Source organism: Pseudomonas sp. SCB32 (genome assembly GCF_009189165.1).
Taxonomy (GTDB): domain Bacteria; phylum Pseudomonadota; class Gammaproteobacteria; order Pseudomonadales; family Pseudomonadaceae; genus Pseudomonas.
In genome coordinates this window covers 119,873-143,511 of sequence record NZ_CP045118.1, presented here as the reverse complement: position 1 = coordinate 143,511, position 23,639 = coordinate 119,873, and the positions used below count along the sequence as shown (strand labels likewise).

Below are 23,639 nucleotides of genomic sequence, written 5' to 3'. Positions count from 1 at the left end.
CTCATGCCTTCTACCCGTCTCTGGCTGCGCAACCCGCTCGCCGTCTTCACTGCCAACGATCAGGACGCCCGTGGCGGCATCGTCGTGCAGGACGGCCGTATCGTCGAACTGGTCGCTGCCGGCCAACAGCCCAAGGCTCCCTGCGAGCAGACCTTCGACGCCAGCCAGCACGTGCTGACGCCCGGCCTGATCAACACCCACCACCACTTCTACCAGACCCTCACCCGCGCCTGGGCGCCGGTGGTGAACCAGCCGCTGTTCCCCTGGCTGAAGACCCTCTACCCGGTGTGGGCGCGCCTGACCCCCGACCAACTGGCAGTGGCGACCAAGGTGGCCCTGGCCGAGCTGCTGCTCTCGGGCTGCACCACCGCCGCCGACCACCACTACCTGTTCCCCGATGGCCTGGAACAGGCCATCGACGTGCAGGCCGGCGTGGTCTCCGAGCTGGGCATGCGCGCCATGCTGACCCGTGGCTCCATGAGCCTGGGCGAAGCCGACGGCGGCCTGCCGCCGCAGCAGACCGTGCAGAGCGCCGAAGCCATCCTCGAAGACAGCCAGCGCTTGATCCGCGACTACCACCAGCGCGGCGAAGGCGCCCAGGTGCAGATCGCCCTGGCGCCCTGCTCGCCCTTCTCGGTCACCCCGGAAATCATGCGCGCCAGCGCCGAACTGGCCGAGCGCGAGGACGTGCGCCTGCACACCCACCTGGCCGAAACCCTCGACGAGGAAGACTTCTGCCTGCAGCGCTTCGGCCAGCGCACCGTGGATTACCTGGACAGCGTCGGCTGGCTCGGCCCACGTACCTGGCTGGCCCACGGCATCCACTTCAACGACGAGGAAATCCGCCGCCTGGGCGAGGCCGGCACCGGCGTCTGCCATTGCCCCAGCTCGAACATGCGCCTGGCCTCGGGCATCTGCCCGACCGTGGCCCTGGAAGAAGCCGGCGCGCCGGTAGGCATCGGCGTGGACGGCTCGGCCTCCAACGATGCGTCGAACATGATCCTCGAAGCCCGCCAGGCCCTGTACATCCAGCGCCTGCGCTACGGCGCGGAGAAGATCACCCCGGAGCGCGCGCTGGGCTGGGCAACCAAGGGTTCGGCCAAGCTCATCGGCCGCAGCGACATCGGCGAACTGGCCGTGGGCAAACAAGCGGACCTGGCGCTGTTCAAGCTCGATGAACTGCGCTTTTCCGGCAGCCACGACCCGCTTTCCGCGCTGCTGCTATGCGGCGCCGACAAGGCCGACCGGATCATGATCGGCGGCAGCTGGCGGGTCGTCGACGGCGAAGTCGAAGGCCTCGACCTCAAGCGCCTGATCGCCGACCACACCCAGGCCGCGCGCAAGCTGCTCGGCACCTTGTAAGCCGACAATGGTGAGGCGCGGCGGAACGGCTGGCGGATGGTGCGCCGGCCCTTCCCCCGCGCCTCATTGCCCTCTCAAAATGGACGGCTGCCACCCAGGCTGATGCGCTTGAGGCGGCGCCGCTCGCTGGCCGGGAACGCGTTGCGCGCGTGCAGCGTGGCCTGGTTGTCCCACCAGACGATATCGCCCACTTCCCACTGGTGCGTGTAGCTCAGCTCCGGTCGCTGCAGGTGCTCGCGCAGCCGCTCGATCAGCGCCGCACCCTGCTGCGGGTCGAAGCCGGGGATTTCCACCTCGGTGTGCACGGAGAGGAACAGCACGCGCTTGCCGCTTTCCGGATGGGTGCGCACCAGCGGGTGCTCGGTGCCCTGGATCGGCTCGATGTCCGGCGTGCGATAGCGCACGAAGCCGCCGTTGTAGCCGCCGCTCTTGAGGCGGATGAACGGGTTGTAGTTGATCAGCCGCAGGCCGTCGATTTCCGCGCGGGTCGCTTCGTCCAGCGTCGAATAGGCACGGGCCAGGTTGGTGAACAGGGTCTCGCCGCCCGTCTTCGGCACCTCCAGCGCGAAGAGGAAGGAGCCGGACGACGGCACCGGCGTCCACTGGTGATCGACGTGCGCCGGCAGGGCGAAATTGCCCAGCTCGCCGTCACCGGTGTTGGCCACCTTGACGATGTCCGGCGCCTTGCCGTCGGTGCCGGAGGACAGCACCGGAATGTCCGCTGGCGGCTGGAACACCGCGCCGAACAGGGTGGCGAAGCGCAGGTACTGCTCGTCGTCGAGCTGCTGGTTCTTGAAGATCAGGATGTGGTGCTCGCGGTGGGCCTGCTTGATCGAGAGGATCTGCTCCGGCGTCAGCGGCTCGCGGGCGTCCAGGCCGCGTACTTCGGCGCCCAGCGGGGCGTCGAGGGGGACGATGGCGAAGGGTTCGGGGATGCTTTGCTTGAGGGCGTTGGATTGGGTCATGTCGAGAATCCTGAGTGAGGGCTCTGGGGAAAAGGTCAAACCTTCTTGATCGTCCGGCTGCGCTGCCCGTCGACACCCACCGGCACGTCGCCGGCCAGGGTCACGCGGCGCACGATGCGCGGCTGGCTACCGTAGTCGTCCACGGCGTAGTGCTGGGTCGCGCGGTTGTCCCAGATGGCCACGTCGCCCGGCTGCCAGCGCCAGCGCACGGTGTTCTCCAGTCGGGTGACATGGCTCTGCAGCACCGCGAACAGGTGTGCCGAGTCATGCTGCGTCAGCCCCTTCAGGCGCTTGACGAAGTGCCCCAGCAACAGCGTCTTCTCGCCGCTGACAGGGTGCACGCGCACCACCGGGTGCTCGGTCTCGTAGAGGGTCGAGGTGAATACCTTGCGGTACTCCTCCAGGCGCGCCGGGTCGACGTTCGGGCGGATACCGGCGTAGTCGTACTCGTTGCTGTGCACCGCCCAGAGCGAATCGGCCAGGGCCTTCAGTTCCGCCGACAGGTCGTCATAGGCGGTGGCGGTGTTGGCCCACACGGTGTCGCCTCCGGCCTCCGGGGCCTCGACGTTGCGCAGGATCGAGGCCTTGGGATAGGCCTCGACGAAGGTCACGTCGGTGTGCCAAGAGTTGGCGCGGCGGCCCTGGGCGCCGTCCAGCTCCAGCAGGTAGCGGGTGCCCTCGTACACCGGCACGGTGGGGTGCGCCACCGGCTCGCCGAGTAGCTTGGCGAAGGCTTCCTGGCCGGCGTCGTCGAGCTGGCGCTGGCCACGGAAGAAGATCACCTTGTGCTTCACCAGGGCGGCCTGGATCGCCTCGACGGTAGCGGCGTCGAGATCGCCGGAAAGGGTCACGCCACGGATTTCGGCGCCGATGCGGCCGGCCACCGGATGGATGTCGAGTTCGATGCCCTGTTGAGGAATGGCTTGTGCTGCGTTGCTCATGTCGATGTCCTCTTGCTGTGGCAATAGACCGCGCCGCAGGCGCGGGAGTGAGATCAGAAGTCGTAACGAACCGAGGCCCCCAGCGTGCGCGGCTGCCCCACCGAGGCGGTGTAGGAGCCGTTGATGCTGGCGAAGGCGGCCAGGTAGTAGTCCTTGTCGAAGGCGTTCTTCAGCCAGATGGAGGCGTCCAGCTGGCCGTCGCCGACGTCCTTGCGCAGGCCGGCGGAGAGGTTCACCAGGCCGTAGCCGTCGATCTTCGAGAGGTCGGAGTTGTCCAGCGTGCCCTCGGCCTCGGAGCGGTACGCGTAGCTGCCGGTCACATAGGGACGGATGCCGTCGTCGAGGTTCCAGGCGTACTCGCCGTTGAGGTTGGCGATCCACTTCGAGGCGCCCACCACGTTCTCCCCGGTGAGGTCGCAGGTGGCCGGCGCGCCGGGCTTGGTGGAGATCTCCGCCGGGCACGGGGCGTCCTTGAACGAAAGGTAGGTGACGTCGTTGTAGGAGCCGTTGAAGTTCAGCGTCAGGCCGCGCAGCGGCAGCGCCGTGGCTTCGAACTCCAGGCCGCGCGAGCGCACGCTGCCGGCGTTGGAGAGCACCGAGACCAGCTGGGTCGAGCCCGGCGGCTGGTACAGGGTGGTCGCCTGGTAGCCGTGGATGCCGGTCCAGAAGATATTGGTGTTGAGCTGCAGGCGGTTGTCGAACAGGGTCGACTTGATCCCCAGTTCGGCGTCATTGGCGCGCTCCGGGCCGACCAGCAGCGAGTCCGCGCCCGCCGTCGGCGCACTGGCCACCGCCAGGTTCACCCCGCCGGACTTCTCGCCATGGGACAGCGAGGCGTAGCCCAGCAGGTCGTTGTTGAACTGGTAGCTCAGGCCGAGCAACGCCGAAGGCGCGAAACTGTACAGGCTGAGGTCGCCCGAATCGTAGGCGCCCAGCTGGTTGCGCCGCACCACCGCGCCAGCGCCAGCCACCGGCGCGCCGCCCACGGGGTCGAAGCGATGCACATTGGCGGCCTTTTCCTCGTAGGTGCCGCGCAGGCCGGCGGTGAAGTCCAGCTTGTCGGTGAGGTGCCAGGTGCCCTGGGAGAACAACGCGAAGCTGTCAGTCTCGATCTTGCCGTTGACCGTGGAATAGGTGTTGTTCAGCGCGTTGAGGTTGCTGCCCAGCAGGTAGCGGTCGGCCAGCGGGCCGTAATCGGTGAAGGTCTTGTTGCCCAGGTTCTGGTTGAACGCGTAGGCGCCCAGCACATAGTCGAAGGCACCGCCGGTGGGCGAGGCCAGGCGGATCTCCTGGGAGAACTGGCGGTCGTGGACTTCCACACCGGTGTTGTTGATCGCCGAGACGTTGAGCTGCTCGTCGTTGGCCGGGGTGAAGTGCCAGTAGCGGTAGGCGCTGATGGAGGTCAGCTTGAAGCCGCCATTGAGGTTCCAGTTGGCCTCCACCGAGCTGCCGCCCTGGTGCACGCTGACATTCTGCCGGGCGTTGATGTTGACCTTCTTGCGGTCCGGGTCGCGGATGGGCGAGGCGCCCACGGCGGCGGCGCGCTGCCAGAAGCGGTCGGCGGCGCCGTACACCACCATGCTGCCGTTGCTGGAATCCTCCTCGTTGTAGTCGTTGATCCAGCGCAGGTCGAAATCGTCGTTGGGCTTGAACAGCAGCTGCCCGCGGATGCCCTGGCGCGCGCCGCCGTTGAGGTAGTTGTCGTCATGGATGTTCTTGATGTAGCCGTCGTCGCGGGTGCGGTAGGCCGACACGCGCCCGGCCAGGGTCTCGGTCAGCGCGCCGGAGACGGTGCCCTTGCCCTGGAAGTAGCCATCCTGGCCGCCGGAGACCTCGACGCTGCGCTCGGGGGTGAAGGTCGGCGCGCGGGTGCTGATGTTCAGCACGCCGGCGGTGGTGTTCTTGCCGAACAGCGTGCCCTGCGGGCCGCGCAGCAGTTCCAGCTGCTCGATATCCAGCAGGTCAAACACCGCCATGCCGGGGCGGCCGAGGTAGACGTTGTCCAGGTAGACCCCGGCGCTGCCTTCCAGGCCGTCGCTGGCCGGGTTGTTGCCGATGCCGCGCACCGCGATGCTCGACTGGCGCGGTTGAATGAAGGCGACGTTGATACTCGGCAGCGCCTGCTGCAGGTCCTGCAGCTTGTAGATGCGCTGGCTTTCCAGGGTCTCGCCGCCGAGCACGGTGATCGGCGTCGGCACCTTCTGCGAGTCCTCCTCGCGACGGCGGGCGGTGACGGTGACCTTGCCCAGGGTGGCATCGGCCTTGGCGGGTTCTGCCTTGGTAGCCGTGGCCTTGGTGGATGTGGTGGCAGGCGTCGCGGCTGTGGTCGTGTCCTCGTCCTGCTCCTCGGCAAGGACCGGCAGCGCGCCGCCGAGGGCCAGCAGCAGGATGACGGCGTAGTCCGGCGCACGCAGCCGGCGCGGGGCGAGGGAGGGGAAGTGCTGTCTCGAACTCATGGGTGATTCCTTGGGCGACCGCGAAAGTGCGCGGGCAAAAGGGGGCCGCACCGCTCAAGGCGGCGAACGGCAGATCAGTGATTCGGGATGGCGCCGCATCAGCGCGGCGGGGCGGTCAGCGACAGCGCGGACGGCCGCAGGAACGGCACATTCGGTAGGGCGGGCGGCTCAAGGCATGCATCGGGCGGCTCCTGGTCTCGTGCATATTCTTATGTCTTAAAAGAATAGATTTAAGTTTTATTCTTCATTGACGGAATAAGAGCTTGCATTTAAAACCAGCGCATCACCCACGGCAAATGCCTTTGCCCACTATTTTCAATGCCGGAAATGCATCATGGATCTGCGCCAACTGCGGTACTTCATCGCCCTCAACGAACACCGAAGTTTCGTCCGTGCCGCCGACGCCATGGGCATCACCCAGCCGGCCTTCAGCCGCAGCATCCAGGGCCTGGAACAGGAACTGGGCTGCCGCCTGGTGGACCGCGCCAGCAAGGATCTGCGCCCCACCCCCGAGGGCCAGGTGGTGCTGCAGCACGCGCTGAGCCTGGTGCAGGGCGCGACCAACCTGAGCCACGCCATCGCCCAGCTGAACAAGCTGGATTCCGGCGAGCTGCGCTTCGGCTGCGGCCCGGCGCCGGCGCAGAAACTGGTGTCGGACGCGGTGGCGAAGTTCGTCCGGCGCTACCCGCGCATCCACATCCAGTTCGGGGTGGACAACTGGGAGCGCCTGGCGCGCAACCTGAGCCGCGAGGAGATCGAATTCTTCGTCGCCGACATCCGCCACTTCGAAGCCGACCCGAACTTCCAGACCCGCCCACTGAAGCCGCGCAACGGCCTGTTCTTCTGCCGCCAGGGGCACCCGCTGCTGGCCAAGGACAGCCTCTCCACCAACGACATGTTCGCCTACCCGCTGGCCGCCACCCTGATCCCGCCCAGCGCGCGGAAGATGCTGGCGAATCTCAGCGGCAAGATCGACGTCACCGCCAACATCCAGTGCGAGGACATGACCTCGCTGGTGCGCATCGTCAGCCAGACCGAGGCCATCGGCATCGCCGTCGAGGAAGCGGTGAGCGAGCCCATGGCCCGTGGTGAACTGGAGCGCCTGTACTTCCGCAACCTGCCGCCCAACGTCGACATCCTCCAGGCCCGCTGCGGCATCGTCACCCGCACCGGCGACCGCCTCTCGGCGGCCGCGCGGGCAATGATCGAGCTGCTGGTGGAGCTGGATGGCGAGGCGGCGTGAACGACGCTAGAGCCCGTCGGTGACCAGGCGGGGCATGTCGTCCCAGCGCAGCCAGAGGTCACCTTGCCATTGCAGCAGCATCAGCCGCCGCGCCTGCCAGTCGAGCAGCACCCGACGCGGCTCGTCGGACTCCGGTGCCTGCTCGTCGCGCAACGTGGGGATGACCTCCTGCGCCAGCCAGCGGTCCAGCGCTTCCAGCTCCGGATGGCCGAAGCGGAGCAGCGCCTTGTAGACGGCGGCTTCGCTGAGCATCACGACGTCCTCCTCGTTGCCGGTCTCGTAGGCGAGGCGGACGGTCCGGACTTCGTGGGGGTAAAAGCGGTGCTGGATGCTGTGGGGGAAGCGGTACGCCAGCAGCCGGGCGATGTCGCGGGCGGCGAACCAGGGTTGGTTGTCGATCATGACGCCGCGTAGCGGGCGGTTGCGGCGGGTGAAGAAGATCGGGATGTAAACGTCGTTCATGGATGGAGCTCCTACTAATCGATAAGAGCTGCCACCTGCGTCGCCAAACGAAGGAGGCAGACCGCGCGGGGTTGGCGAACCGGTAGTAGGACCCGGCAGACCGGGAGGTCTCCCCGCGCGATCTGCCGTAGAGCATTGCAGATTTCTGCAATCGTGCGGGGGCCTGCAAAGAACGTACGCCGTTCTCGCATGCACCTATTGGCGCCATCGCGCCTACTAACACAGAGTCGCCAAACCCTGATCACGGGAGTGACCGTGACCGACGCAGGATAGGAACGCGGACGAACCGGGAAAAGCCGGCCGATTCCGGGAGACCTGTAGGAGCAAGCTTGCTCGCGAACCGCACGCTGCCAATCTTCCGATGCAACCTTCGAGACTGATCGCGGGCATGGCCCGCTCCTACAAAAGACGCATCGAGCTCAACCCGTAGGAGCGGGCCACGCCCGCGATGCTCTTGCTCCCTGTAGGGCGAATAACGCGAAGCGTTATCCGCCGTCGTACTCGGTGCCCGTGCGCCGCTTCAACCTATGTGGATGTATTGGGCTTTGCCCCTAGGGCGAGTCACTCGATAGTGAGATCGGCAAAATTCAGAACCTGGGTTCGCTGCTAGACTCTGCAACACACTCAACGAGCCAAGTCGACTTTTCTTCTCACCCCAGATCACGCTCTCAGTACGACATTAAATCCAAACAAGGAATTGCACATGAGCAAGGAACGCCGAGGTAATTTCGCCAAGAGAGTTAATTCATTCTTCTTTCCCGACGACAACCGACAGTACAAGGCCGCACTGTGTACAGCCTTGTTTGCATCAGTCATTTCAGTCTCATCATTCTCTAACGCGGCGCAGATTGTAGACCCAAGTGAACCCCAGCAGGATGGACGTAATAGGGCTGACCCCGACGCCATTTACACCAACTGCACCGATAGAAAATTTGAAGTGGCTATGGAAAAAATTGAAGGCAGCGAAAAGTCTGGAGTCCATAGATTTCCGGTGACCGATAGCGGCGGGCAGGAAGTTGTAAAATGCAAGCTCGGCAACCACCTTATTCAATCAAATCTTGAAAATAGCGGCTCTGGAGGCCAGGGAACTTGCGGCGCTGTAAATTACATTACCGCATTAGTATCCATTGACACCAAGCGAGTATTTTTCTCTCCGTTTGTAAATTCTTGCACCCGGGGAGGGGGCTTGTCTGGACTCAGGATAGAGGCGTACTCAGACCAACTCCGTTACATAACCGTATGCGGCTACTGGGATACAACCGAGCATGTGGGGAGTGATCAGATTGATGCCAAGACATACAACTGCACACAGTACGATCTCAAAGATGTCATTCAAAAGAACCACCCACTCGGGACAGGCCCAAACTACATAACTCCTGACTAATGGCGGTACATACACTCGGCCTCCTGACGGGACTCTGCGCGCGCCGGAGACTCTGGCTGCTTCATGCTGAATGGCTCTTCGTAGGATGGCGTAGAGCGAAGCGAAACCCATCACGGCGGATAACGCTGCGCGTTATTCGCCCTACGAAGAGCTAGAGCATCGCGGACGGAGTCCGCTCCTACGGGAGACAGCACAACGCTCTGGCTTTGGCTCTTGTCCATGCTCTTGATGTCTTCCAGAGAAATATCCGCACGCACCGGCGCGCCCCTTCAGGAGGCCGAGTGGAATCGGAGTTTCAGGGGTTGAGCGACATGGATGTCGCGAGAGCGTCGTTGGGCCATGGATGGCCCGTCGACGCGTGCCCCTGAAACTTCGATGGAGCGAGGGAAACGGAGCGAAGCGTAGTAACAGCCGAAGGCTGGCCCGAAGGGTGAGCGAAGCGAATCAGTCCGGCGAAGCCGGACCCGGATGCAGGGGCAAGACCTTTGGTTACTTTGCGTGGGGCGGCCATCCGTCGTTTGGCAAAGTGACTCGCCCGAGGGGGCGAAACAAAATCTCTCAGCACACGCCGAAGCGGCGCAGGAACACCCAGACCCAGGCGGATAACGCTGCGCGTTATTCGCCCTACGGGTGTTCATCCTGCGATGCGAGGGCAATGGCGAGCCTTCGCGGACAAGGGCTAGGCGCCCCCGTCTCTCCTACGAAAAGCGGGTTCCAGAGAAACCTCCGTGCACTCCGGCGCGCCCCTTCAGGAGGCCGAGTGGAATCGGAGTTTCAGGGGTTGAGCGGCATGGATGCCGCGAGAGCGTCGTTGGGCCATGGATGGCCCGTCGACGCGTGCCCCTGAAACTTCGATGGAGCGAGGGAAACGGAGCGAAGCGAAGTAACAGCCGAAGGCTGGCCCGTAGGGTGAGCGAAGCGAATCAGTCCCGCGAAGCGGGACCCGGATGATGGGGCAAGACCTTTGCCTCCTTTGGGTCGTTTGCAAAAGGAGGTCGCCCGAGGGGGCGAAACAAAATCTCTCAGCACACACCGAAGCGGCGCAGGAATACCCAGACCCAGAAACGATGGGTTTCGCTTCGCTCTACCCATCCTACTGAGATGCAGGTGCTCATCGGGTGCCTCGATGTCTAAACCCTCACTGAACCACCGCCACCGGCTGCCCAGCAATCTGCTTACCCGCCGCCTCCTGCAACTCCGGCTTCGCCCAATCCGCCGCCTTGAACTCCCGTCGAATCAACCCATAACTCTTCGCCGCCTGAATGGAAGCATCCAGCTTCGCCAGGAACCCCGCATCCAGCTTCGGCGACAACACCTCCGCCAGCCCACGATCCTGATACTCGCTACGGAAGATCACCGCCGGATAATTGGCCTGCTTCGACACCAGCTCGATGTACGCATCGCGATTGGCCTCGGCGCTGGCCCACTGTACCGCCTGCAACTGCACCTTCAGCAACCGCTCGGTGAGATCGGGATGGGCATCGACGAACGCGCCATTGCCCACCAGCCCCGCCTGCAGGGTGCCGGCGCCGCCGAGGTCGTGGGTGCTCAATACGATATCCGCCAGGCCCTTCTCGCGCAGGGCGAACAGCCCGGCCAGGCCCCAGGTGGCGTCGATCTGCTTCGCCGCCAGGGCCGCCAGCGCGGCGCTGAAGTCGAGGTTGATCACTTTCAGGTCCTTCTCGGACAGCCCGGCGCTGGCCAGGGCGTTGTCGAACGACAACTGGCTCGCAGTGCCGCGGAAGAGGCCCACGCGCTTGCCCTTGAGATCGGCCAGGGACTTGATGCCCGAGCCCGGCTGCACGCCGAGGTAGTGGTTGACACCGCGCGCGGTGGCGGCCAGCAGGCGGGTGTCCAGCCCGCTGGACTTGCCGATGATCGCCGCGAGGTCGCCCAGGTAGGCGAAGTCCACCTGGTCGTTGGCGAGGGCTTCGTTGATCACCGGGCCGGCGCCCTTGAAGAAGGTCCACTTGATCTGGATGCCGTCGGCGGCGAATTCCTTTTCCAGCAGCTGGCGGGTGGTGAGCACGTCGACGATGCCGCCGCCGGAGGGCTTCGGGCCGGCGCTGACGTCAGGCACGGCAATGCGGATTTCCTTCACCGGCGCGGCCTGGGTGAAGGTCGGATAGGCGCCGAGCAGCCCGGCCAGGACCGGCGCGGCGAAGAGGGACAGCAACTGTTGGGTAAGGGCCTTCATGGCGCCTGCCTCCTGCAATGGATGAATGCTTGGGAGGCACTAAAGGCAGTTCCTGGTCTGCAAACAAAATAATAAAAACTTATTTTTTAGTAACTGAAAGACCTAAATCAGACGCGCTCGGGCCCCGCGAGGGAATGCCCGAACGGCATAAAAAATATTCCTCGAATGCATTGGCCGAGGCGGAGGGGCTTCCCTTAAATGGCCTTTCTTAGCTCATAAATGCATTGATTGGATTTTTCATATTCCAATGAAGAATATTATCAAGCCTTCCGGCCTTGCCCTCCCCGCCCCCCGTCCGGCGCTCGCTTCACCGCGCCTGCCATGGGTTTCAGCTTCCCGCGCACTGCCCTGGCTGGTGCCGTCCGCCCTGGCATTGTTGTGGTGGGTCGCCAGCCACCGGCACTGGATGTCGGCGCAGATCCTGCCGACCCCGGAGCTAGTGTTGCAGGCCGCCCGCGAGCTGCTCGGCGGCGAGCTGTGGCTGCAACTGGGGGTCAGCCTGAAGCGCCTGGCCTGGGGCCTGCTCGCCGGTATCGCCAGCGGGCTCGCCCTGGGCGCCTGGCTGGGTTTCAGCCGGCGTGCCGAGCGGCTGATCCTGCCGACCTTCGGCGCGCTGGCGCAGGTCCCGACCCTGGCCTGGATTCCGCTGTTCATGCTGTTCTTCGGCATCGGCGAGCTGCTCAAGCTGGTGGTGCTGATCAAGGCTGTGATCGTCCCGGTCACCCTGCACACCCTGGTCGGTGTGCGCGATGCCCAACCGCGCCTGCGCGAGGCCGCCGCGGTGCTGCGCCTGCCGCGTCACCTGCTGGTGTGGCGGCTGATCCTGCCGGCGGCGCTGCCGGCCTTTCTCACCGGCGTGCGGCTGGCCCTGGCGCAGGGCTGGACCTCGCTGCTGGCCGTGGAACTGCTGGCCTCCAGCGAAGGCATCGGCTACCTGATGGTGCAGGCGCGCCAGCTGTTCATGCTCGACAGCGTGTTCGTCTGCATCCTGGTGGTCGGCCTGGTGGGCGCGGCGATGGACCGTGGCATCCAGGCACTGGACCGACGCCTGCTGCACTGGCCGCAACAAGCCGCCGGGGAGCTGCGCCGCAGCGCGCGCGGCCACGGCTGGCAGCGCCTGCAACCCTGCCTGCTGCCATTGGCGCTGCTCGCCCTGTGGCAGGCCGCCAGTGCCTTCACCTGGGTCGATCCGGCGATCCTCGCCAGCCCTGCCTCGGTGGCCGTCGCCCTCTGGCAAGGACTGCTCGACGGCAGCCTGCCCGGCGCGCTGCTGGCCAGCCTGAAGCGCACCCTCGGCGGCCTGCTACTGGGTGGCGCGCTGGGCTTCGCCCTCGGCCTCGCGCTCGGTTTGCTGCGCCCCGCCGAGCGCCTGCTCGGCCCGAGCTTCGCCGCGCTGCGCCAGGTGGCGATCTTCGCCTGGGTGCCATTGCTCACCGCCTGGTTCGGTCTGGGCGAGACGGCCAAGGTGGTGTTCGTCGGCCTCGCCGCCTTCTTCCCGCTGCTGCTGGCCACCCAGCGCGGCGTCACCAGTCTGCCGCCGCAGTTGAGCGAAGCGGCCCTCGCCCTGCGCCTGTCGCCGTGGCAGCGCCTGCGCCGGCTGGTGCTGCCGGGCGCCGCGCCCTCGGTGTTCGCCGGCATCCGCCTGGCGCTGATCTACGCCTGGCTGGGCACCATCGGCGCCGAGTACTTCATGCCGTCGAACGGCGGCATCGGCAGCCTGATGATCGGCGCCCAGCAGCTGTTCCGCATGGACATGGTCGGCGCCGGCATGTTGCTGGTCGGCCTCACCGGCGCGCTGCTGGCCGCCCTCGGACAACGCATCGAAGCGCGCGCGACGCGCTGGAGACACGCATGAACGCCCTGACTTCCCCGGCGCTGGTGAGCTTTCGCCAAGTCGCCAAGCGCTTCCCCGTGGACGGCCGCGAGCTGCAGGCCATCGAACGTTTCGACCTGGAAATCGCCGACGGCGAGTTCATTGCCATCGTCGGCGCCAGCGGCTGCGGCAAGTCCACCCTGCTGCGCCTGCTGGTGGGCCTGGACCGCGAGTTCCAGGGCGAGATCCGCATCGATGGCGCGCCCATCGACGGCATTGGCGGCGAGCGCGGCATCGTGTTCCAGGAGCACCGCCTGTTCCCCTGGTTGACGGTGGCGCAGAACGTCGAGCTCGGCCTGGTCAACGAACCGCTGAGCGCCACCGGCAAGGCCAGCAAGGTCACCGACTACCTGCAACTGGTGGGCCTGAAAGGCTTCGAGCGCGCCTACCCGCACCAGCTCTCCGGCGGCATGGCGCAGCGCGTGGCGATCGCCCGTGGGCTGGTGGCCAGCCCGCGCATCCTGCTGCTGGACGAACCCTTCGGCGCACTGGATGCGCTGACCCGCCAGCAGTTGCAGGAGGAGCTGCTGCGCATCCGCCAGCGCGAACGCATCACCACGGTGCTGGTCACCCACGACGTGGAGGAGGCGCTGTTCCTCGCCGACCGCGTGGTGGTGATGGCCCCGCGCCCAGGGCGGATCAAGCGCATCGTCGAGGTGCCGCTGGCGCATCCACGCGAGCGCGGTGGCTTCGACTTTCTGCGCCAGCGCGAGGCGCTGCTGCACGAGCTGACCGGTGACGGCGATTACGTCGCGCCGCAGCCCAGACGGGTGGAAGACCTGCCGTTCGAGTTCATTGCCTGTTAGCTGGGCCCCCGCGTTCGCGGGGGTGACGCCCAACTTGGAGCTGACGCAGCGGCTCCCGTCTTTCCCGCGAACGCGGGAACCCAGAAAAAGGCCCCCAGGCCACCACCTACCGAGTCCGACCATGAGCAAACGCCCCAACTTCCTCGTCATCGTCGCCGACGACCTCGGCTTCTCCGACCTCGGCGCCTTCGGCGGCGAGATTTCCACCCCGCACCTCGACGCCCTGGCCCTCGACGGCCTGCGCCTGACCGACTTCCACACCGCGCCGACCTGCTCGCCGACCCGCTCGATGCTACTCAGCGGCACCGACCACCACATCGCCGGCATCGGCACCATGGCCGAGGCGCTGACCCCGGAGCTGGAGGGCAAGCCCGGCTACGAGGGCTACCTCAACGACCGCGTGGTGGCCCTGCCCGAGCTGCTGCGCGAAGCCGGCTACCAGACGCTGATGGCCGGCAAGTGGCACCTGGGCCTGAAGCTGGAACAGGCGCCCCACGCGCGCGGTTTCGAGCGTTCCTTCTCGCTGCTGCCGGGTGCGGCCAACCACTACGGATTCGAACCGCCCTACGACGAGACCACGCCGCGCATCCTCAAGGGCACCCCGGCGCTGTACGTCGAGGACGACCGCTTCATCGAGGAGCTGCCGGCGGACTTCTATTCCTCCGACGCCTTCGGCGACAAGCTGATCCAGTACCTGAAGGAACGCGACCAGAGCCGGCCGTTCTTCGCCTACCTGCCCTTCTCCGCACCGCACTGGCCGCTGCAGGCACCCAAGGAGGTGGTCGACAAGTACCGGGGCCGCTACGACGCCGGCCCCGAGGCTCTGCGCCTGGAACGCCTGGAGCGGCTCAAGCAGCTGGGCCTGATCGACGCCGACGTGAAGGCGCATCCGGTGCTGGCGATCAGCAAGGAATGGGTGCGTCTCACCGACGAGGAGAAGGCGAAATCCGCGCGGGCCATGGAGGTCTACGCGGCGATGGTCGAGCGTCTGGACTGGAACGTCGGCCGCGTCGTCGAGTACCTGCGCCAGCAGGGCGAGCTGGACAACACCTTCGTCCTGTTCATGTCCGACAACGGCGCCGAGGGCGCGCTGCTGGAAGCCTTCCCGCGCTTCGGCCCGGACCTCTTGAGCTTCCTCGACCAGCACTACGACAACAGCCTGGAGAACATCGGCCGCGCCAACTCCTACATCTGGTACGGCCCGCGCTGGGCCCAGGCGGCCACCGCGCCGTCGCGGCTGTACAAGGCCTTCACCACCGAGGGCGGCATCCGCGTGCCGGCGCTGGTGCGCTACCCGCAGCTCAAGCGCCAGGGCGAGATCAGCCATGGCTTCTCCACGGTGATGGACATCACCCCGACCGTTCTCGACCTCGCCGGCGTGCGCCACCCCGGCAAGCGCTGGCGTGGCCGCGAGGTGGCCGAGGTGCGCGGCAAGTCCTGGCTGGGCTGGCTGTCCGGCGAGACGGAGCAGGCCCACGACGAGAAGACCGTCACCGGCTGGGAGCTGTTCGGCATGCGCGCCATCCGCCAGGGCGACTGGAAGGCCGTGTACCTGCCGGTGCCAGTCGGGCCGGCCACCTGGCAGCTGTACGACCTCGCCAGCGATCCCGGCGAGACCCAGGACCTGGCCAAACAGCAACCGCAGAAACTGGAAGCGCTGATCGAGCACTACAAGCAGTACGTCAACGAAACCGGGGTGCAGGACGCGCCGCCGCCCTTCCTGCTTCGCTGAGCCACGACGGGCAAAAGGGGCTGGCCGGCAATGCCAGTCCCGACCCGCTTTGCCACCCTGCAGAACACCTGCAGCCCCTATCAGACGGGGCTTTCGGACTACCGTCTGTCGCCAAATGCAAAGCATGACCAGCGGTCGCCCAGGCAAAAATCCATCTAGATCAAGGCCCGCCGCGTTTCGCCGACAAACTAGCGTCAATTTGACATCATCCAACGGCACTCTAGCTTTAAGAAGCCAGGCCGACGCACTGCTTATGACCTACCCCAGCAGCCGCGCGGCCTACCCTCCTGGCGCTCGGCAACGGAGTGCAGCATGCGCGATACCCGAATCGATTCGCCTGTTGATCAGGCCGACGGCCAAGTGTGGCCGAAACGTCTGGTTCTCCAGTCGCTGCCCTGGGTGGCAGTGGCAGGACTTTACTGGGCAGGGGTGCCGATCTGGGTCCTGCTGCCACTGGGCGGACTCGCCAGCCTGGCGCTGAGTCCCCTGCTGGCCGGCCCCGCGCAACCGCAGACCACGGCGCAGCAGGTGCGTCTGGACAGCGAACAGCTACCGAAATGGCGCCCGCTGCAGGACGCCATCGATACCCATCTCGCCAGCCTCAACGGCCACACCCACCAGGTCGACGGCATCCTGCACCACGCCATCGGCCAGCTCACCGACAGCTTCCACGGCCTGGCCGAGCGCATCGACACCCAGCGCGGCCTGTCCCACTCGCTGATCGAGCGCTACGACGGGCGCGGCCACCTCGACGACGACATCGACTTCCAGCGCTTCATCCACGCCACCCAGGAAACCCTCGGGCTGTTCGTCGAGGCGACCCTGGAAACCAGCCGCACTTCGCAACAGCTGGTGGAGCGCATGGACCGCGTCACGCACAAGATCGGCGAAATCCTGCAATCCACCCAGGACATGGACGCCATCGCCAAGCAGACCAACCTGCTGGCCCTCAACGCCGCCATCGAGGCCGCCCGCGCCGGCGAAAGCGGCCGCGGTTTCGCCGTGGTGGCCGATGAAGTACGCGCGCTGTCCACCCGCTCCACGCACTTCTCACAGGCCATCCGCGAACACGTCGATGTGGTCTACCAGGAGATCAAGGATGCCGAAGGCGCCATCGCCCAGCTGGCCGACAAGGACATGTCCTTCGCCCTGGACTCGCGCAAGAAGATCCAGACCATGCTCGACGACCTGGACGCGATGAACCAGCACACCGTCAAGGTGGTGCAGGAGCTGGACCGGATTTCCCTGGAAGTGGGCGACGGCGTCAACGCGGCGGTAACCGCGCTGCAATTCCAGGACATGAGCAGCCAGCTGCTGGGGCAGATCGGCAAGCACGGCGCGCGACTCGCCGCGCTGGCGGTCGGCCTCGGCGCGCTGGATAGCCGCGAGCCCCAGGAGTGGGGCGAGCGCCTGCGTGCGGAAGTCGCCGAACTCGGCCGCCCGCTGAGCAACCCGGTGGCACAGACCAGCCTCAGTGCTGGGGAAGTAGAGCTGTTCTGAACGCACCACCCGACGGTGCGCGGGAGGCAGTGAACATGTTGCAGTCGATCATCGAGTACCTCGCGAACATCGCCCTGGTTGGCTGAGGCCAACCCACATCCCCGAATGCCAGACCCTTGGATCAAGGAGCAGTCACGCAATGGGAAAACAGATACTGATCGTCGACGACTCGGCGTCGATCCGGCAGATGCTGAGCTTCACGCTCAAGTCCGCCGGCTATGAAGTGGACGAAGCCGTCGACGGCAAGGACGGCCTGGGCAAGGCTCAGCGCAAGACCTACAACCTGGTGTTCACCGACCAGAACATGCCGAACATGGACGGCCTGTCGCTGATCCGCAGCCTGCGCGACATGGCCGGCTACCGCAGCACGCCGATCCTCATGCTGACCACCGAATCCAGCGACGCCATGAAGCAGCAGGGCAAGAGCGCTGGCGCCACTGGCTGGCTGGTCAAGCCGTTCGACCCGCCCAAGCTCCTTGAAGTGACCCGCAAGGTCCTGCCGTAGGGGAACCCCAGATGGCTACCGGCATGGAGCAATTCCTCCAGGTGTTCTTCGAGGAAACCGACGAACACCTGGCCACCCTCGAACTCCTGCTGATCGGGCTCGACCTCGATCAGCCGGACGCCGAGGCACTCAACGGCATCTTCCGCGCGGCCCACTCGATCAAGGGTTCCAGCGGCATGTTCGGCTTCGACGACCTGACCGCCGTCACCCACGAACTGGAAACCCTGCTCGACCGCATCCGCTGCGGGCAGACCGCCCTGCGCGCGGAGATGATCGGGGTGTTCCTCGAAGCCCGCGACGTATTGCAGCGCCTGCTCGACGCCCACCGCGACCAGTGCCCGGACCCAAGCGTGCCGGTACCGGCCACGGTGGAGCGCCTGCGCGCCTGGCTGGCGGAGCCGACGACCAGCACGGCGGCAGATGACGGTTCTGGCTTCTTCGACGAGGCGCCTGGCACTCCCGAGGCGGCCAGCGACGACGATGCCTTCGGCTTCTTCGATGATGCGCCAGGCACGCCCTTGGCCGAGTCCGCGCCGGCCAGCGAGGACTTTGGTTTCTTCGACGATGCTCCGGGCGCCCCAACAGCCACCAGCGAAGCCCCCGCCGCGTCCGTTCCAACTCCGGCGCCGATTCCGGCCAAGCCCGTGGCAGCACAGCGCGCGGACAACCGCAGCGAAGGCGAGTCCAGCTCGATCCGGGTCAGCGTCGAGAAGATCGACAGCCTGATCAACCTGGTCGGCGAGCTGGTGATCACCCAGGCCATGCTCAGCCAGCTCAGCGAGGTTCTCGACCCCACGCACTACGAGCGCCTGCAGCAAGCCCTGGCGCAGCTGGAACACAACACCCGCGACCTGCAGGAATCGGTGATGTCGATCCGCATGTTGCCGATCAGCTTCATCTTCAGCCGCTTCCCGCGCCTGGTGCACGACACCTCGGCACGCCTGGGCAAGCAGGTCGAGCTGATCCTCCAGGGCGAGCACACCGAGCTGGACAAGAGCGTCATCGAAAAGCTCAGCGACCCGCTCACCCATATCGTCCGCAACAGCATCGACCACGGCATCGAGACACCCGCCGAACGCCTGGCCGCCGGCAAGCCGGCCCAGGGCTCGGTGAAGCTCGCCGCCAGCCACCAGGGCGGCAGCGTGGTGGTGGAAATCTCCGATGACGGGCGCGGCCTGTCCCGCGAGCGCATCCTCGCCAAGGCCAGCGAAAAGGGCATGGCGGTGCACGATTCGATGAGCGACGCCGAGGTCTGGCAGCTGATCTTCATGCCCGGTTTTTCCACCGCCGAGACGGTCACCGAGCTCTCCGGGCGCGGCGTCGGCATGGACGTGGTGCGGCGCAACATCCAGGCCATGGGCGGACGCATCGAGATCGACTCGGCGCCCGGCATGGGCACCCGCCTGTGCATCCGCCTGCCACTGACCCTGGCCATCCTCGACGGCCTGATCGTCGCGGTGGAGAAGGTCAACTACGTGATCCCGCTGACCTACATCATCGAGTCGCTGCAGGCCCGCGCCGACGACGTGCGCGGCATGGCCGGCGACGAGGCGGCGGTGATCCGCGTGCGCGGCGAGTACCTGCCGCTGTTCTCCCTGCACGAGCTGCTGCACATCGACGCCACGCCCCTGCCGCCGGAGCAGGCGATCGTGGTGATCCTCGAATCCGAGGGCAAGAGCTTCGCCCTGCAGGTGGACGAACTGGTCGGCCAGCAGCAGGTGGTGATCAAGAGCCTGGAACAGAACTTCCGCCGGATCGACGGGATCGCCGGCGCCACCATCATGGGCGACGGCAGCGTCGCCCTGATCCTCGATGTCGATGCCCTGCCGCGCCTGGCGGCACAAGGAGAATCCACCCATGAGCGCAGCTGAATCCAGTGCGGCGAGCAGCCCGGTGCAGGAATACCTGACCTTCACCCTGGGCCGCGAGGAGTACGCCATCGACATCCTGCGCGTGCAGGAGATCCGCGGCTACGACCAGGTCACCGCGATCGCCAACGCCCCCGCCTTCATCAAGGGCGTGATCAACCTGCGCGGCGCCATCGTTCCCATCGTCGACCTGCGCATCAAGTTCAACCTGGCCGACATCAGCTACGACCAGTTCACCGTGGTGATCATCCTCAACGTCGGCCGGCGCATCGTCGGCGCGGTGGTGGACTCGGTCTCCGACGTGATCGCCCTGTCCGGCGATGAGGTCAAGCCGCCGCCGGAGTTCGCCGCCAGCTTCGATACGCAATACCTGCTCGGCCTGGCCACCGCGGGCGAGCGGATGCTGATCCTGGTGGACATCGAAAAACTCATGACCAGCCGGGAAATGGCCCTGGTCGATGAAGCCGCCGCCTGATTGCCACACGACAAAAAAAGATTGAGCCGAGGATAACGACAATGGGTCTGTTCAACGCACACGCCGTGGCGCAGCAGCGCGCCGACCGCATCACCGCCATTCTCCACAGCCTGGTCGACGGCAACCTCGATGTCGCCATCGGCGAGGCACCCGCGCCCGGCTACGAGCGCCTCTACGACGGCCTGCGCAACGTACAGCGCACCCTGCGCGAACAGCGTGCGGAGCAGGCACAGAACGAAGCCCTGGAAGCCGGCCTTACGGAGATGACCCGCCAGCACGAGCTGGGCTGGATCGACGAAGTGATCCCGGCGGACAAGCTCAATGGCCGCCCGGCGCGCATCGCCAAGGGCATCAACGAGCTGGTCGCCGCGCACATCGCGGTGAAGATGAAGGTGGTGGCCACCGTCACCGCCTACGGCAAGGGCGACTACTCGGTGGAGATGGACCGCCTGCCGGGCAAGAAAGCCATCATCACCGAGGCCATCGACGGCGTGCGCGCCAGCCTCAAGGCCAATGCCGACGCCGCCGAGTACAACGCGCGGATCAAGAGCGCGCTGGATAACGTCTCGGCCAACGTGATGATCGCCAACAACGATCTCGACATCATCTACATGAACCGCACCGTCACCGAGATGCTCGGCCGCGCCGAGGCGGACATCCGCAAGCAGCTGCCGAACTTCAACGCCAGCCGCCTGATGGGCGCCAATATCGACATGTTCCACAAGAACCCGGCGCACCAGCGCACCATGCTCGCCCACCTCAGCGCGCGCCACCAGGCCGAGCTGAACCTGGGCGGCCGGCGCTTCGCCCTGGACGTGGTGCCGGTGTTCAGCGATACCGGCGAACGCCTGGGCTCGGCCGTGCAGTGGACCGACCGCACCGAGGAATTCCGCACCGAACAGGAGGTCTCGCAACTGGTGGAAGCCGCCGCCGCTGGCGACTTCAGCAAGCGCATCGAGGCGTCCAACAAGGACGGTTTCTTCCTCAAGCTGGCCACCGGCCTGAACAGCCTGGTGGACACCGCCGACAAGGGCCTGCGCGACGTCACCCGGATGCTCAGCGCGCTGTCCCAGGGCGACCTCACCCAACGCATCGACGCCGACTACCAGGGCACCTTCGGCGAGCTCAAGGACTACTCCAACGAGACCGCGCAGAGCCTGTCGCGCATGCTCGGGCAGATCCGCGAGGCCGCCGACACCATCCACACCGCCGCCAGCGAGATCGCCAGCGGCAACGCCGAGCTGTCCACCCGCACCGAGCAGCAGGCCTCCAGCCTGGAGGAAACCGCCTCCAGCATGGAGGAGCTGACCAGCACGGTGAAACTCAACGCCGAGAACGCGCGCCAAGCCAACTCGCTGGCGGTGAACGCCTCGGAAGTCGCCACCGAAGGCGGCAGCGTGGTGCAGAAGGTGGTGGGCACCATGTCGGCCATCAACGATTCGGCGCGCAAGATCGCCGACATCATCGGGGTAATCGACGGCATCGCCTTCCAGACCAACATCCTCGCCCTCAACGCCGCGGTGGAAGCGGCGCGCGCTGGAGAACAGGGCCGCGGTTTCGCAGTGGTGGCCGGGGAAGTGCGCACCCTGGCGCAACGTTCGGCCGCCGCCGCCAAGGAGATCAAGACGCTGATCAACGACTCGGTGGACAAGGTGGAGAACGGCAACACCCTGGTCGCCCAGGCCGGCCAGACCATGAGCGACATCGTGGTGGCGATCAAGCGCGTCACCGACATCATGGCCGAGATCGCCGCCGCATCCGCCGAGCAGAGCAGCGGCATCGAGGAAGTGAACGGCGCGGTGTCGCAGATGGACGAGATGACCCAGCAGAACGCCGCGCTGGTGGAAGAGGCCGCAGCAAGCGCCGAGGCCCTGCAGGAGCAGGCCGGGATGCTCAACCAGTCGGTCTCGGTGTTCAAGCTCGATACCTCGGCCACCGTAGTGCCCCTCGCTGTTGCCCGGCCGGCGCGCGCCGAGGCCCCGGCGCACACCTCCCGCGCCTCGCGCGGGGTGGCCAAGGCGGTGCGGGCCAAGGGCAAGGAAGAGGATTGGGAAGAGTTCTGATCGGGCGGGGCGCAGGGACGCCGGCGACCGGAGCAATGGGAGGGCCGGTTGCCGCGAGCTGGCCAGGGATGGCCGGGAAAGGGCCGTGATACCGACAATAGACCGTAGGATGGGTAGAGCAACGCGAAACCCATCGAACCTGTGCGCTGACGGCATGGGTTTCGCTGCGCTCTACCCATCCTACGGTACTGTTTTATTGGGTCCCCGCGTTCGCGGGGATGACGCAGAGGCGCAAGCCTAACCTCGTCATTCCCGCGAACGCGGGAATCCAACAGACAGCCCTTGCACGAAATCAATGAGGTTTGCGCGTAGCCCGCATACACACGGATCGACCCATGCCCAACATCGGCCTGCCAGCCCCCGACCATGAGTTCCTCTACACCCACCGGGACTTCCAGCAGGTGCGCGACCGCTTGTACCGCCACGCCGGCATCAGCCTGTCGGAGAGCAAGGAGCAACTGGTCTACAGCCGCCTTTCCCGGCGCCTGCGCAGCCTGCGGCTGAACAGCTTCGCCGAGTACTTCGCCTACCTGGAGAACCACGAGGAGGAGTGGCAGCAGTTCGTCAACGCGCTGACCACCAACCTCACCGCCTTCTTCCGCGAGCGCCACCACTTCGAACACCTGGCGCGCTTCGCCGACGAGCAACTGCGCGACCACCGCCCGCTGCGCGTCTGGTCGGCGGCGTCGAGCACCGGCGAGGAGCCCTACTCCATCGCCATGACGCTGGTGGACGCCCTGGGCAGCTTCACCCCGCCGGTGCAGCTCATGGCCTCGGATATCGACACCGGCGTACTGCACAGCGCGCGCCAGGGCATCTACCCGATGGAGCGGCTGGAAGCGCTGAGCGCCTCGCAGAAGCGACGCTTCTTCCTGCGCGGCACCGGCGCCAATGCCGGCAAGGCGCGGGTGGTCGGCGAGCTGCGGCAACTGGTGGAGTTCCGCCAGATCAACCTGCTCGACGCCAACTGGGGCATCTCCGGCGAGCTCGACGTGATCTTCTGCCGCAACGTGATGATCTACTTCGACAAGCCGACCCAGACCCGCCTGCTAGAGCGCATGGTAGGCCTGCTGCGCCCCGGCGGGCTGCTGTTCGCCGGGCACTCGGAGAACTTCGTCCACGCCGCCCACCTGGTGCGCTCGGTGGGCCGCACCACCTACCAGGCGGCGAGGCCGTCCCGGGCATGAGCGCGGCGCACGAGGCCAGGAATCGCTACTACGACCCGCGCTTCGGCATGGACGCGGTCAAGCTGCTGCCCGGCGAATGCTTCGTCACCGACGAGGAGCTGATGATCGTCACGGTGCTCGGCTCCTGCGTCTCGGTCTGCCTGCGCGACCGCAGCCTGGGCCTCGGCGGCATGAACCACTTCATGCTGCCCGGTGACACCGGCACCCACAGCCTGCTGTCCAGCTCCGGGCGCTACGGGGTGCACGCCATGGACCTGCTGATCAACGGCCTGATGCGGCGTGGCGCCCAGCGGCGCAACTTCGAGGCGAAGATCTTCGGCGGCGGCTCGGTGCTGCAGAACCTCAGCGCCGACGTCGGCCAGCGCAACGTCGAGTTCGTCCTCGACTACCTGAGCGCGGAGAACATTCCGGTGCTCGCCCAGGACCTGCTCGACGTGCACCCGCGCAAGGTCTACTACTTCCCCGGCAGCGGCCGGGTGCTGGTGCGCAAGCTGCGTGTGCTGGCCAACGACACGCTGCTGCAGCGTGAGCGGCAGTACCGTCAGCAACTGTCGCGACAGACGCGCGGCGGGACCATCGATCTGTTTTGATGGGTTTCGCTTCGCTCTACCCATCCTACG

The 23,639-nt window shown here is 66.1% G+C and carries 18 protein-coding genes; 13 read left to right on the top strand and 5 right to left on the bottom strand.

Annotated features, from left to right (window positions below; genetic code table 11):
• Window positions 1-3 precede the first annotated feature (3 nt).
• Window positions 4-1,362: an 8-oxoguanine deaminase gene (locus GA645_RS00680; RefSeq protein ID WP_152218993.1), complete on the top strand. Its 1,359-nt coding sequence runs from the start codon at window positions 4-6 to the stop codon at window positions 1,360-1,362.
• A 74-nt stretch (window positions 1,363-1,436) separates the two neighbouring features.
• On the opposite strand, the gene GA645_RS00675 is transcribed toward GA645_RS00680, so the two are convergent.
• The 3 genes from GA645_RS00675 to GA645_RS00665 are packed head-to-tail and all read right to left on the bottom strand — an operon-like array spanning window position 1,437 to window position 5,724.
• Entirely contained in the window at window positions 1,437-2,327 is an 891-nt protein-coding gene (locus GA645_RS00675) for a TauD/TfdA family dioxygenase (protein ID WP_152218991.1), read from the bottom strand.
• 35 nt (window positions 2,328-2,362) lie between these two features.
• On the bottom strand, window positions 2,363-3,268 hold the full coding sequence (locus GA645_RS00670; protein WP_152218989.1) for a TauD/TfdA family dioxygenase: 906 nt from the start codon (window positions 3,266-3,268) through the stop codon (window positions 2,363-2,365).
• Between the two features lie 53 nt (window positions 3,269-3,321).
• Window positions 3,322-5,724, bottom strand: a complete 2,403-nt coding sequence (locus GA645_RS00665; protein WP_152218986.1) for a TonB-dependent receptor — start codon at window positions 5,722-5,724, stop codon at window positions 3,322-3,324.
• A gap of 334 nt (window positions 5,725-6,058) precedes the next feature.
• Between GA645_RS00665 and GA645_RS00660 the strand changes: the two genes are divergently transcribed.
• The gene (locus GA645_RS00660; RefSeq protein WP_152218984.1) at window positions 6,059-6,967 is read left to right on the top strand and encodes a LysR family transcriptional regulator; all 909 of its coding nucleotides are present in this window, start codon (window positions 6,059-6,061) and stop codon (window positions 6,965-6,967) included.
• A gap of 6 nt (window positions 6,968-6,973) precedes the next feature.
• Here GA645_RS00660 and GA645_RS00655 read toward each other — a convergent pair whose 3' ends face one another.
• On the bottom strand, window positions 6,974-7,429 hold the full coding sequence (locus tag GA645_RS00655) for a BRO family protein (RefSeq protein WP_152218982.1): 456 nt from the start codon (window positions 7,427-7,429) through the stop codon (window positions 6,974-6,976).
• Window positions 7,430-8,132: 703 nt separating this feature from the next.
• Here GA645_RS00655 and GA645_RS00650 point away from each other — a divergent pair.
• Entirely contained in the window at window positions 8,133-8,813 is a 681-nt protein-coding gene (locus tag GA645_RS00650; protein ID WP_152218980.1) for a hypothetical protein, read from the top strand.
• A gap of 1,138 nt (window positions 8,814-9,951) precedes the next feature.
• On the opposite strand, the gene GA645_RS00645 is transcribed toward GA645_RS00650, so the two are convergent.
• A complete protein-coding gene (locus GA645_RS00645; RefSeq protein WP_152218978.1) occupies window positions 9,952-11,010 on the bottom strand; it encodes an ABC transporter substrate-binding protein in 1,059 nt (352 codons plus the stop codon).
• 247 nt (window positions 11,011-11,257) lie between these two features.
• Between GA645_RS00645 and GA645_RS00640 the strand changes: the two genes are divergently transcribed.
• From GA645_RS00640 to cheD, 10 genes are all read left to right on the top strand, one after another.
• Window positions 11,258-12,865, top strand: a complete 1,608-nt coding sequence (locus tag GA645_RS00640) for an ABC transporter permease (RefSeq protein ID WP_152218976.1) — start codon at window positions 11,258-11,260, stop codon at window positions 12,863-12,865.
• Window positions 12,862-13,689: an ABC transporter ATP-binding protein gene (locus GA645_RS00635; protein ID WP_152218974.1), complete on the top strand. Its 828-nt coding sequence runs from the start codon at window positions 12,862-12,864 to the stop codon at window positions 13,687-13,689. The genes GA645_RS00640 and GA645_RS00635 overlap by 4 nt, the downstream gene beginning before the upstream one ends.
• A 121-nt stretch (window positions 13,690-13,810) precedes the next feature.
• Window positions 13,811-15,421, top strand: a complete 1,611-nt coding sequence (locus GA645_RS00630) for an arylsulfatase (protein ID WP_152218971.1) — start codon at window positions 13,811-13,813, stop codon at window positions 15,419-15,421.
• 312 nt (window positions 15,422-15,733) lie between these two features.
• Entirely contained in the window at window positions 15,734-16,921 is a 1,188-nt protein-coding gene (locus tag GA645_RS00625; RefSeq protein ID WP_152218969.1) for a methyl-accepting chemotaxis protein, read from the top strand.
• Window positions 16,922-17,060: 139 nt separating this feature from the next.
• Entirely contained in the window at window positions 17,061-17,426 is a 366-nt protein-coding gene (locus GA645_RS00620) for a response regulator (protein WP_054910295.1), read from the top strand.
• 11 nt (window positions 17,427-17,437) lie between these two features.
• On the top strand, window positions 17,438-19,297 hold the full coding sequence (locus GA645_RS00615; protein WP_152218967.1) for a chemotaxis protein CheA: 1,860 nt from the start codon (window positions 17,438-17,440) through the stop codon (window positions 19,295-19,297).
• A complete protein-coding gene (locus GA645_RS00610) occupies window positions 19,284-19,769 on the top strand; it encodes a chemotaxis protein CheW (protein WP_152218965.1) in 486 nt (161 codons plus the stop codon). Before GA645_RS00615 ends, GA645_RS00610 begins: the two co-directional genes overlap by 14 nt.
• A gap of 41 nt (window positions 19,770-19,810) precedes the next feature.
• Window positions 19,811-21,832, top strand: a complete 2,022-nt coding sequence (locus GA645_RS00605) for a methyl-accepting chemotaxis protein (RefSeq protein WP_152218963.1) — start codon at window positions 19,811-19,813, stop codon at window positions 21,830-21,832.
• A gap of 335 nt (window positions 21,833-22,167) precedes the next feature.
• Entirely contained in the window at window positions 22,168-23,019 is an 852-nt protein-coding gene (locus GA645_RS00600; RefSeq protein WP_152218961.1) for a CheR family methyltransferase, read from the top strand.
• A complete protein-coding gene (cheD, locus tag GA645_RS00595; protein ID WP_152218958.1) occupies window positions 23,016-23,609 on the top strand; it encodes a chemoreceptor glutamine deamidase CheD in 594 nt (197 codons plus the stop codon). The genes GA645_RS00600 and cheD overlap by 4 nt, the downstream gene beginning before the upstream one ends.
• Window positions 23,610-23,639 lie beyond the last annotated feature (30 nt).